The sequence below is a fragment of the Bacillus gaemokensis genome, from assembly GCF_001590835.1.
Classification (GTDB): domain Bacteria; phylum Bacillota; class Bacilli; order Bacillales; family Bacillaceae_G; genus Bacillus_A; species Bacillus_A gaemokensis.
Genome location: NZ_LTAQ01000034.1, coordinates 282,070 through 294,323, shown reverse-complemented (window position 1 = coordinate 294,323; position 12,254 = coordinate 282,070). Strand labels below are relative to the sequence as shown.

The following is a 12,254-nucleotide window of genomic DNA, read 5'->3' as shown; positions in this document are numbered from 1 at the left end:
TGTACATAAGGGAATCATGAATTGAAAGGTAAATTGTACTCTACCGCTATAGATCATATGAAGCGGGAGAGTGTTTAATAGAACTGATAAGAGTGTGAAGTAAGAGTTTTAGAAAATTGTAAGTATATTCGAAGCTGAAGCTGTTTGGAAATTTTACAATACAGATGGAAAAACGAGACTTTTGAAAGTTAAAAGAAAGATTGATGAAAATGATTCATAAGATATTGTAAAGAGAGTTTTATTTATAGTGTATAGGGAACGGTAGAACTATTTATGATTAATAAGATAGAGAAACTGGAAGGAGGAGGTTTGAAATTAATGATTCAAATGAAAAGTTTCTTTCAAAGTAGAGGGTTCCAGAGGCTACTTGTATTAGTGGTTTTAGCCCTTATATTGTATGGGCTAAAAAGTATGATTAATTTAATATTAATTACTTTTATTCTTACTTTTTTAATGGATCGTTTTCAAAGATTTATTTCTGAAAAGCTGAATCGCTTTGTACCAATAAATAGGAAAATGATTATTGCTTTTTTGTATATTGTATTGGTGACATTTATTGTTACTACGTTATATAAGTATTTACCTGTACTTACGGTGCAAATCTCGCAATTAATTTATCAGTTTAAATTATTTTTCAAGAACCCACCTGATAATGAAATGATAAGGTATGTGCTTTCGGCAATTAATCAGATGGAAGTATCAAAATATATTGAACAAGGTGTAGATGTAATCTACCAATCGTTAGCTAATATTGGAAAAGTGAGTTTGCAAATTTTACTTTCTCTTATTTTAAGTTTGTTCTTCTTATTAGAAAAAGAGCGTATCATTAGGTTTACCTCTAAATTTAAGGAGAGTAAATTAAGCATCTTTTATGAGGAAATCTCATATTTTGGCCAAAGATTTGCTCGATCATTTGGAAAAGTTATTGAAGCGCAGTTTTTAATTGCTGTGGTAAATTGTATTCTTTCTGTCATTGCCCTTGTGTTTCTAGGGTTCCCACAGTTACTTGTATTAGCAGTAATGATATTCTTGCTTGGTCTTATTCCTGTTGCAGGTGTTATTATTTCGCTATTTCCACTTTGTATCATCGCGTATAATATTGGTGGGATTGTGTATGTCGTATATATATTAATTTTCATTACAGTCATTCATGCAATTGAAAGCTACTTTTTAAATCCAAAATTTATGTCTGCTAAAACGAATTTACCAATCTTTTATACATTTATGGTTCTTATATTTTCAGAGCACTTCTTAGGAATATGGGGGCTTATTATTGGGATTCCAATTTTTATTTTCTTACTTGATGTGCTTGAGGTACACGAAGGAGAGAAAACCCATACAAATATTGAATGAGTTTTCGAAGTTATGTAAAAAGCAATCCAATATTATTGGATTGCTTTTTTGTAGGTCGACAATAAGCCTGTACCTTATAGTACAGGAGCCATTGTTTCTTTCAGAACTTGAACAGAGTGATCGAATTTTAATTCTTCTTCTTCACTTAATTCAACTTCTAAAATTTCACGAACACCTTGACGATTAAGGACTGCAGGGACTCCGATATAAACATCTTTTTGTCCATATTGACCATCAAGATATGCTGATACCGTTAATACGCTGTTTTCATTGTTTAAAATTGCTTTTGTTACACGTAAAAGTGACATGCCGATGCCGTAGTATGTTGCACCTTTTCGTTCAATAATGTGATAAGCAGCATCACGTACATTAACAAAGATTTCATCTAGGTCTTTTTGGTTATGCTCATTATCTTTTTCAAGAATCGTTTGCAACTTTTGAATACCAATTGAGACATGACTCCAGACTGGAAGCTCGGTATCACCATGCTCGCCGATAATGTAAGCATGAATATTATGAGGACCGATATTGAAATATTCTCCTAGCATATATCGGAATCGTGCAGAGTCAAGAGTCGTACCAGAACCAATTACACGTTCTTTTGGTAATCCAGATTCTTTCCAAGTCACATAAGTTAAAATATCGACAGGATTTGTAGCAATTAAGAAGATGCCATCAAATCCGCTATCCATAATATTGCGAACAATTTGTTTAAAGATTTTAGCGTTTTTCTCAACTAAGTCTAAACGTGTTTCACCTGGTTTTTGTGGTAACCCCGCAGTGATTACAACAAGGTCTGCCTCTTTACAATCTTCATAACTACCTTTCCAAACTCGTGTTGGAGCTGGTGCAAAGGGAACAGCATGACTTAAGTCCATTGCTTCTCCTTCTGCTTTTGCTTCGTTTACATCAACTAGTACAAACTCTTCTGCAACACCTTGGTTAATCATACAGTAAGCATAGCTACACCCTACAGCTCCAGTTCCTACTAATACGACACGGTTAATACCCTTTTTCATATGACAGTTCCTCGCTATTTCATTAGTTTTTATATGTACGAATAAATAGGTCTTACTTCTATAACTCTAATCCTAGTTTATTACATTTTATAAAAGATATTCAAGTCTTCAAAATGCATCCCCTAATGTTAGGGGTAATCATAACGAATGAAACATAGGTATCTTTTTCATTGAATATAATGCAATGAAATCCTTATGAAGAGGAGCAAATTAGGATGCCTAATCCATTAACAATAGAACAAATGCTTCATATTATTAATGCAGGACTTGTGAAAACAGAGAATCCTAAGCGTATTATTATTGTCGGTGCAGGGCTAGCAGGATTAGTTGGAGGTTCGTTATTAAAAGAAGCTGGACATAAAGTAACTATTTTGGAAGCCAATAAGAGAATAGGTGGAAGAGTGTACACGATACGTGAGCCGTTTAGCCCTGGATTATACTTTAATGCAGGTCCTATGCGTATTCCGGATACACATTCCTTAACGTTAGCTTATATTCGGAAATTTAAGCTAGCGCTAAATCTTTTTATAAATAGGACTCCGTCAGATATCATTTACACAAATCATATTCGAACAAGACTAAGTATATTTGAACGTGATCCAAGTGTATTAAATTATCCAATTAGAGTAAATGAAAGAGGGAAAACGGCAGAAGATTTAATGCTTTTCGTACTAGAACCTATTCTTCATTTTATTAAGAAAGACCCTGTTAGAAACTGGACTATTATAGAAAATCAGTATAAAGCATATTCGTTAGGTTCTTTTTTAAGCTATTATTATTCAGACGGAGCTATTGATATGATTGGGGTACTTCTTGATATGGAAGCCTATATGGGGATGTCACTAATCGAAGTGTTGCGTGAAATGATATTTTTTACCTCAACAACGAAATATTATGAGATAACTGGTGGCATGGACGCATTACCAAGTTCATTTTTACCACAGCTTAAGGAAGACATATTCTTTCATTATAAAATGACTAAAATAGTGCAACAAGATAACTCTGTTATGATTCAAGTGAATCATGAACAAACATTGGAACAGTTTATGATAACAGGTGAATTAGCGATTGTAACAATCCCTTTTCCAGCATTTCGTTTTGTGGAGGTGGAACCATATCATCTATTCTCTTATTATAAAAGGCGTGCTATTCGTGAACTGAATTATATTGCCGCAACAAAAATTGCGATTGAATTTAAAAGTAGATTTTGGGAAAGAGAGGGGCAATACGGTGGTAAATCAATCACTGATTTACCGATTCGTTTTACGTATTATCCGAGTTATGGTATTCATACATCAGGACCGGCTGTCGTTTTAGCAAGTTATACATGGGCGGATGAAGCATTGATATGGGATAGCTTGTCCAATAGAGATCGTATTCGATATGCATTAAAAAGTTTAGCGCAAATATATGGCAATCAAGTCTATAAAGAGTTTGTATCAGGAGCATCTTTTAGCTGGAGTCAAAATCCATATTCTTGCGGGGGATTTACAGCTTTTGAGCCAGGGCAAGAACTTGAGTTATTCCCTTATATCACACCGCCAGCTGGGAGAATACATTTTGCAGGGGAACATACGACGCTAACACATGGATGGATGCAAGGAGCAATTGAATCTGGAATAAGGGTTGCTTATGAAGTGAATCAGTAAACATATTAGGAATGATTACAACACAGTCGGAGTGATTTGTTTACAAATAGCAGTGATTTTAATAAAATAATAAATATAAATCGTAATAATTACGCTTTAATTTATATAAGAAGCATAGAAATGGATGGTCGGTCATATGAGTAAAGTAGAAATTCATATATTAGGTGGTTTTTTAGGTAGCGGTAAATCAACATTGCTGCAAAATTTATTATTAACGGAAAAGAAGAAAAATCGAAAAGTTGCTGTTTTGATGAATGAAATAGGCGAATACTCAGTAGATACAGATATTATAGGTAGAGAGAATATTTTAAGAGAACTTCTAAAGGGCTGTATTTGTTGTACGCTAAAAGAGGAGCTTGAGATTCAGTTGCATTCTTTATATCAACAAGAAAAACCAGATGTAATTTATATAGAAACAACTGGAGTTGCTCATCCGATTGAAGTATTAGATGCTTGTTTATCACCTATTTTAGCCCCATATATTGAAGTGAAGTCCATTGTTGTTGTGTTAGATGCAATGAGATGGTTAAATCGAGATACATTAAGTAAAAATATTCAACAACTTTTAAATGAGCAAATCAAATACGGAAGTCATATTCTCATTAATAAATCAGACTTATTAAAAGAGGAAGAGAAGAAACAGGTTTTAGAAGAAGTAGCATTGATAAATAAATATGCGAAATTGTATGAAACAAAATATTGCAATATATCTTTAGCAGATATAGAAGGCGTGAAATTAGAAGGTAATGAAGAACATGAAACATTACATGTGAAGCAGCATTTACATATACAAACGATGACATATCAATTTACAAAATCAATTGACCAAGATCAATTATACGAATGGCTTTCAAATTTACCGCAGAAGATTTATCGTGTAAAAGGATTTGTGAAATTTCATGGAGATAAATACCCGCACTTATTACAATATTCATTTGGTGTTCCAATTTTAATGGAACAGGATTTTGGATTCCCTACAAACCTCGTGATTATTGGTGAGGATTTAGATAAGAAACAATTAACAGAAGGATTAGAGCGCGTAGAGAATAATTCAATTTAATGATTTGTATGGATATACAATAAACAGCGTAGAATGACAGATTCTACGCTGTTTGACATGTGTTAAAACGATAGTGATTGGCCAGTTAACATGTTGTCACTTTATTTAAAATACATTGAATTTTAAAGGTTCACTTGGTTGAAAAGACTAACTCGTTTTTTTGGAATAGTCTTTTTAGGGCATAATCAACATCAGAAGTTTGTCGGATTTTGCCTAATTAAAATTATTGTAAAATTCAGTAAAATATTTATAATGAAACCTAAGAGGTGATTCGGGTGTCAGAAAAAATAATAGTGGATGTAAAAAATTTAACATCAAAAGGATTGGAAACAAGGGAAAAACTATTATGTGCTGCGGAAGAAGTATTTGGTAGCAAAGGATATTATGAGGCTTCCATTGTGAATATTACACAGGAAGCAAAGGTAGCGCATGGTACATTTTATAATTACTTTCTAGCTAAAAAAGATATATTTGATGAACTAATTCGTAGATTCAACCGTGAATTACGCTTGACGATTAAAGAAGAAATGAGGGGAGTAAACAGTCATGAAGAAGCGCAGCGAAGAGGATTTCAAGCGTTTTTTCATTGGGTGAAAAAACGCCGGAATTTATATAGTATTGTGCAACAGGCGGTTGTTGTTGATGAAGAGATATACAGGTGGTATTATGCTAAACTTGCAACTGGATTTTTAAAAAGCTTGTCAGCTGGTATGAAAACAGGAGAATTTAAAGAGCTTGATCAAGAAACGATTGCATACTGCTTCATGTCCATTGGTCAATTCCTTGGCATGCGCTGGGGATATTGGGAGGAACAAGATGTTCCTAAAGAGGTTTTTGAAGCAGCAATGTCATTAATATTTGAAGGGTTGAGAAAAAGATAGGGAGGCGGAATATATGCAAGGCATTGCTTATTGGATCGAAAAAAGAGCGAACTTACATCCAGAGCACATTGCCATTATTACAGAAGATGAAAAAATAACCTATAAAGGGTTAAATCAATATGTGAGGGTAGTATCTTCATATTTGAAGCATGATCTAGGTATGAAAACAGGAGACCGAATTGCTATTTTGTCACAAAATAGATTTGAGTATATTGTTCTTTTATTTGCGATAGCGAAAATAGAATGCATTGCTGTGCCTCTTAATATACGACTAACGAAAAATGAACTCATTTTTCAATTACAAGATAGTGGAACTACTGTTTTATTTGTGGAAGAAACATTTCAAGATATTGCGAAGGAATTTAGTATAGAGAGGGTTATTCCTATTGCATGCTTAAAAGGATTAGAAGAGAACATAACGTACTTTTTTGATGAAGTAAATGAAAGCGCTTCCTTTATTATATGTTATACATCTGGAACAACAGGAGAGCCGAAGGGAGCAGTACTAACACAAAAAAATATGTTTTGGAATGCACTTCATAATATGTTAGCGATTGATTTAACTTCTAAGGATCGTTCCATTGTCCTACTTCCTCTATTTCATATTGGAGGAATTGGCTTATTTGCTTTTCCGACTTTATTTGTAGGTGGGACAATTATTATTTCAAGAAAATTTGAGCCAGCTAAAGTTCTTTCTATGATAGAAGAACATAAAGTAACTGTTGTGATGGGAGTACCTACCATTCATCAAGCATTGCTCCATTGTTCAGCGTTTGAAACAACAAATTTACAATCCGTTCGCTGGTTTTATAACGGTGGAGCCCCGTGTCCAGAAGAATTGATTAAAAGATTTATGGATAAAGGATTTTTATTTGGGCAAGGGTTTGGTATGACGGAAACATCACCTACTGTATTCATGCTTTCTGAAGAAGATGCAAAACGTAAGATAGGTTCAATTGGAAAACCTGTGCTGTATTGCGATTATATGCTTGTTGATGAAAATAGAAATGAAGTAGGAGCAGGGAAAGTTGGGGAATTAATTATAAAAGGACCAAATATAATGAAAGAATACTGGAATAGGCCAGAAGCGACTGTAGAAACAATTCAAGATGGCTGGTTGTATACAGGTGATTTAGCAAGAGAGGATGAGGAAGGGTTTCTATACATTGTAGGGAGAAAAAAAGAGATGATGATTTCAGGTGGGGAAAATATTTATCCCCTTGAAGTAGAACAGATCATTGGTAAACTTTCGGAAGTGAATGAAGTGGCAGTTATTGGAGTACCCGATAGCAAGTGGGGGGAAGTGCCAATTGCTTTTGTAGTAAAAAAGTGTGGAAGTGAATTAACAGAAAAAGAAATAGTAACTCATTGTTATTTATTTCTAGCAAAATATAAAATTCCAAAAGAAATTGTATTTCTAAAAGAATTACCGAAAAATGCGACAGGTAAAATTCAAAAAATGAAGCTAGTAAATAAATTGAAAAGTAGGTGAAGAGATGACAATGTATTCAATTGGACAAAAAGCATCATGTAGTAAAACGATAACGGAAACGGATTTTGTGCTTTTCGCTGGTTTAAGTGGTGATTTTAATCCAATTCATATCGATCGTGAGTATGCGAAGGAAACGAGGTTTAATGAGCGAATTGCACATGGATTATTAACTTCAAGTTTATTATCACAGCTGTTAGGTATGCATTTACCAGGAAGAGGCTCTGTTTATATGGAACAAACAATTCGCTTTACAGCTCCTGTTTTTATAGGGGATACCATTACAGCGACAGCTACTGTCCAAGAGTTTTTAATAGAAAAGAGAATTTTAAAATTAGTAACAGAATGCCATAATCAAAAAGGAGATTTAGTATTAACAGGCTTGGCTACCTTAATGGTTCCAAAAGAAGGAGGAGTAATATGATGAATATTGGGATTGAATCCACAGGTGTTTTCTTCCCAAAATCAATTGAAACAGCGGCTGATTTAGCAGTAAAAACAGGGATTCCCGAAAATGTTATTATAGAAAAGTTTGGTTTATATGAAAAACATGTAGCTGATGACACGATGCACGCCTCAGATTTAGCTATTGCCGCAGCAAAAACAATTTTAGCGAAAGTTGACCCCTTATCCATTGATGTTGTCATCTATTTTGGTAGCCCGCATAAAGATTACCACGTATGGTCAAGCGCTTCAAAAATTCAATACGAACTTGGAACGAAAAAAGCTTATGCTTTTGAAATAATGAATGTTAGTTCTTGTTTTCCTATTGCCTTAAAAGTCGCAAAAGATATGCTGAAATCTGACGAGTCAATTGAAAATATTCTTCTCGTAGGTGGATGTAAAGAGTCGCAAATTATAGATTACGATAATCCGCGTTCTCGTTTTATGTTTAATTTCGCTGATGGTGGTAGTGCCGCATTAGTAAAGCGAGGAGCCAGAAAAGGTAGGATTTTAGAAAGTAAAATAATAACAGATGGCTCTTTTCATGAGGATGTTCGCATTCCAGCCGGTGGATCAAAGTACGTTGCTAGTTATGAGACTGTTGAAAAAAGGCAACATTATATTGATGTTATAGACCCGACTAGTATGAAGGAGCGTCTTGATCCTGTTTCAATTCCGAATTTTGAAAGTGTTATTCGGCAAGCTTTGAAAAAAAGTGAATTAACTCTTAAGGATATGAAAGTATTACTACCGCTACATACAAAACGTTCGATGCTAAAGGAGTTATTACATTCATTAGATTTAGTAGAAGAACAAGTTGTATATTTGGATCATTATGGACATATGTCAGCACTTGATCCTTGTATTGGTCTTCATTTTGCGAGTGAGCAAGGGAAATTACAATCTGGTGATATCGCGGTGGCAGTTAGTGCTGGTACTGGATATACTTGGGCAGCTACTGTGATTAGATGGTAAGAATGAAGGGATTAAAGCGAATTATATGGTGTTTTCTAATAGGTGTTGTGAGTATGGTTGTGTTAGTACCTAAGACAAATGCTTCAACTGTTATATACGAAAAGTCATGGGGAAGTGAGGTAGACAGTTCTAATCTATTTCGAACTCCTGTTGCAATGGCAAGAGATGCAGGGGGTTACTTATACATTGTTGACATGGGAAATCATCGGATTGTGAAGATAGATGCAGAAGGGAAAATTGTTAACACTGTCGGAAACCTTGGAGAAGGTCCGGGTCAGTTTAATATGCCTTTTGGAATTGCAATTGATAAAGAAGGAAATATTTTGGTTGCTGATACAGCAAATTATCGTATTCAAAAGTTTAATGCACAATTTCAATTCATCAAAAGTTGGGGAACAAAAGGGAAAAAAAACGGTCAATTTGGTTTTCCAAGAGAAATTGCAGTGGATAGTAATAATGATTATTATATTACGGATGAGTATAATCATCGTATTCAAAAGTACAGTTCAGATGGACAGTATCTTCAAACAATTGGGGAATATGGAAAAGGAAATGGCCAATTTGCTTTACCGCAAGGAATTGCTATAAATAAGCAAGATGAGATTTATATTGCGGATACGTATAATAATCGCATTCAAGTGTTTAGTCAAAGTGGAAATTATAAGCGGGAAATTGGAAATCTTAATGCAGGTGTGGATCCGTATCAATTCTATCATCCAAGGGGAATAAATTTTGATCCGGTATCTGGAGCACTATATGTAGCTGATACCTATAACAATCGAATCATGAAGTTTACTAATAAAGACCAATTTTTATATACAACAGGTATTTTTCCACAATTTGTTTATCCAAATCAAATTTTACCTGATGGTCAAGGTAGTATATATATTACAGATACCGGAAACAATCGCTTGCTTGTATACAAAGAGGTAGGCCTAACAGCTGTTATGAAAAAGTCTATTGGTAATGAAAGATCTAGTAATACACAATATTCAGGGCCTTATGATGTTGAAAGGGACTCTAATGGAAATATTTTCATATCGGATTCTTTCAATCATCGAATTCTAAAATATGACACTACCGGAAAAATTATTAATAAATGGGGGGATTTTTTTGGCGGTGGTGGACCGCTGGGCTTTGGAAGCCTTCCAGGGCAGTTTTTTGTTCCAAGACAAATTGCAATTGACCGCTATAATAATGTATATGTAGCTGATTCTGTTAATCATCGTATTCAAAAGTTTACTAATTTAGGAGTATTTCTTGCTTCATACGGTTCATTTGGATCATTAGCTGGTTTTTTTCAATTTCCATCTGGGATAGCAATAGATAGCAAAGGGAATATATTTATAGCTGATTCAGAAAATAACCGAATACAAAAATTTAATCCATTTTTTGTATTCGTAAAAGACTGGGGAAGAAAAGGAAGCGGGGAAGGAGAATTTTCTCAACCAATGCAAGTAGCGATTGATTCAAAAGATAATGTATATGTTGTTGATCGCATTAATAATAGAGTTCAAAAATTTGATAACAATGGTCATTTTCTTACTAAATGGGGTACAAACAACGGAGAAGGAAATTTGGATCCATTAGAAAATTGGAGAGAGGGTTCAGGAGATCTCTTTTTACCGATAGGAATTGCAATTGATGCAAATCATAATGTTTATGTTACAGACACTTCTAATAATCGTGTAAATGTTTATGATGAAAATGGAAATTTTTTAGAGTATTTTGGAAGTTTTAGTGGTACGTCAGGAAATTTCTTTTCACCACAGGGGATAGAGGTTGATAATCAAGGGAATATCATGGTTACAGACGGTTTACTTCAGCGCATTCAATTTTTTAAGAAAGCTAATTAAAGTTAAGAATGTAAGAAGTAGTAGAGAGGTTTCAAGTATATGTATTCAAAGATATAATGTTCATATAAATTTATCGGAAGGGATTTGGAAATATATGGCGAATGTAGAAGTACTTCGAGAAATTTCTATTGTTAAAAGCAAAAAGTCATAATTGCGGATGGATTACTTTGGCGAATTTGATTCTATCAGAAAGTAAAGTGCGGGAGGAATCACAATGTCAGCAAAAAAACCTAAGTGGCTAAAAATGGTGTTTACGGGATGTATTCTTAGTTCATTGTTAGTAACAGCAGGTTGCTCAGGAAAGAAAGCAAGTACAGGTGATGAGAAAACGATTAAGGTAGGTGTTCTTGCTTCGTTAACAGGTCCGCTCGAATCGTATGGGAAACAAACAGTAAATGGGTTTGAACTGGGACTCGATTATGCAACAGGTGGAACAGGAAAAGTGGAAGGAAAGAAGATTAAGTTTGTTGTAGAAGATACCGAAACGAAAGCGGATGTAGCAGTTAAAAAAGCTACGAAACTATTAGAAGAAGATAAGGTTGACTTTCTCGTTGGATCTTCGAGTTCAAGTGATACATTAGCAGTATTACCAATAGCCGAGGAGTATGAAAAAATAATGGTTGTTGAACCAGCAGTTGCAGATAGTATTACAGGTAAGAACTGGAATAAATATGTTTTTAGAACAGGAAGAAATTCATCTCAAGATGCAGTTGCTGGTGCGGCATCTATCGCTAAGAAAGATGTGAAAATTGCAACATTAGCGCAGGATAATGCTTATGGTCGAGAAGGAATTGCTGCATTTAAAGCTGGAGCAAAAAAACTGGGTGCGAATATTGTAAATGAACAGTATGCTGATACAAATTCTACTGATTTTACCGCAAATATTCAAAACATTATTAGTTCAAAACCAGATTATTTATTTATTGTTTGGGCTGGTGCGAATTCACCATGGAAGCAATTAAAGGATATGAATGTGGAAGCGCAAGGGATTAAAATTTCCACTGGCGCGCCTGATATACCAGCATTAAAAACGATGGATGCATTAGTAGGCATGCAAGGATTTTCAGTATATTATCATACATTGCCGAAAAATAAAGTGAATGATTGGTTAGTAGAAGAACATAAAAAACGTTTTAATGGAACCGTTCCGGATTTATTTACAGCTGGAGGAATGTCAGCGGCAATCTCTATCGTTGAGGGTCTAAAGAAAACGAAAGGCAATATAGATGTGGATACGCTCATTAAGAAAATGGAAGGAATGGAATTTGAAACACCGAAAGGTAAAATGAAATTTAGAGAGAAAGATCATCAAGCATTGCAAACGCTTTATTCTATAACGTTAAAAAAACAAGATGGTGTTGAATATCCAGTGCCTGTTTTGGAGCGAGAGTTAACGATGAAAGAAACAGAGCCACCAATTCAAAGTAAATAAACTGAATATTTTTAAAATTAACTGATATAAAGAGAGAAGGATCACTCTCTTTACATCAGTTTCTCCTTTAACCCTAAAAATAATATTTTTATAGGG

Annotated in this window: 10 protein-coding genes; 9 read left to right on the top strand and 1 reads right to left on the bottom strand. The window is 34.3% G+C overall.

Going from position 1 to position 12,254, the window contains the following annotated elements; translation table 11 throughout:
• Positions 1-318 precede the first annotated feature (318 nt).
• Positions 319-1,353 (top strand): AI-2E family transporter, encoded by a 1,035-nt coding sequence (locus AZF08_RS20825; protein ID WP_033674745.1) that lies wholly within the window; start codon positions 319-321, stop codon positions 1,351-1,353.
• Between the two features lie 74 nt (positions 1,354-1,427).
• On the opposite strand, the gene AZF08_RS20820 is transcribed toward AZF08_RS20825, so the two are convergent.
• On the bottom strand, positions 1,428-2,372 hold the full coding sequence (locus tag AZF08_RS20820; RefSeq protein WP_033674746.1) for an L-lactate dehydrogenase: 945 nt from the start codon (positions 2,370-2,372) through the stop codon (positions 1,428-1,430).
• Between the two features lie 215 nt (positions 2,373-2,587).
• On the opposite strand from AZF08_RS20820, the gene AZF08_RS20815 reads away from it, so the two are divergent.
• The 8 genes from AZF08_RS20815 (at position 2,588) to AZF08_RS20780 (ending at position 12,158) form a co-directional block, all read left to right on the top strand.
• On the top strand, positions 2,588-4,021 hold the full coding sequence (locus AZF08_RS20815) for a flavin monoamine oxidase family protein (RefSeq protein WP_033674747.1): 1,434 nt from the start codon (positions 2,588-2,590) through the stop codon (positions 4,019-4,021).
• Positions 4,022-4,157: 136 nt separating this feature from the next.
• Positions 4,158-5,081: a CobW family GTP-binding protein gene (locus AZF08_RS20810; protein WP_033674829.1), complete on the top strand. Its 924-nt coding sequence runs from the start codon at positions 4,158-4,160 to the stop codon at positions 5,079-5,081.
• 275 nt (positions 5,082-5,356) lie between these two features.
• Entirely contained in the window at positions 5,357-5,962 is a 606-nt protein-coding gene (locus tag AZF08_RS20805; protein WP_033674748.1) for a TetR/AcrR family transcriptional regulator, read from the top strand.
• Between the two features lie 13 nt (positions 5,963-5,975).
• Complete coding sequence (locus tag AZF08_RS20800; RefSeq protein ID WP_033674749.1) at positions 5,976-7,454, top strand: o-succinylbenzoate--CoA ligase; 1,479 nt, start codon at positions 5,976-5,978, stop codon at positions 7,452-7,454.
• 4 nt (positions 7,455-7,458) lie between these two features.
• Positions 7,459-7,875, top strand: a complete 417-nt coding sequence (locus tag AZF08_RS20795; RefSeq protein WP_033674750.1) for a MaoC family dehydratase — start codon at positions 7,459-7,461, stop codon at positions 7,873-7,875.
• Entirely contained in the window at positions 7,875-8,870 is a 996-nt protein-coding gene (locus tag AZF08_RS20790) for a 3-oxoacyl-ACP synthase (protein ID WP_033674830.1), read from the top strand. The genes AZF08_RS20795 and AZF08_RS20790 overlap by 1 nt, the downstream gene beginning before the upstream one ends.
• Positions 8,871-8,923: 53 nt before the next feature.
• A complete protein-coding gene (locus AZF08_RS20785) occupies positions 8,924-10,726 on the top strand; it encodes a 6-bladed beta-propeller (RefSeq protein ID WP_033674751.1) in 1,803 nt (600 codons plus the stop codon).
• Positions 10,727-10,940: 214 nt separating this feature from the next.
• Positions 10,941-12,158 (top strand): substrate-binding domain-containing protein, encoded by a 1,218-nt coding sequence (locus AZF08_RS20780; protein WP_033674752.1) that lies wholly within the window; start codon positions 10,941-10,943, stop codon positions 12,156-12,158.
• Positions 12,159-12,254: the final 96 nt, after the last annotated feature.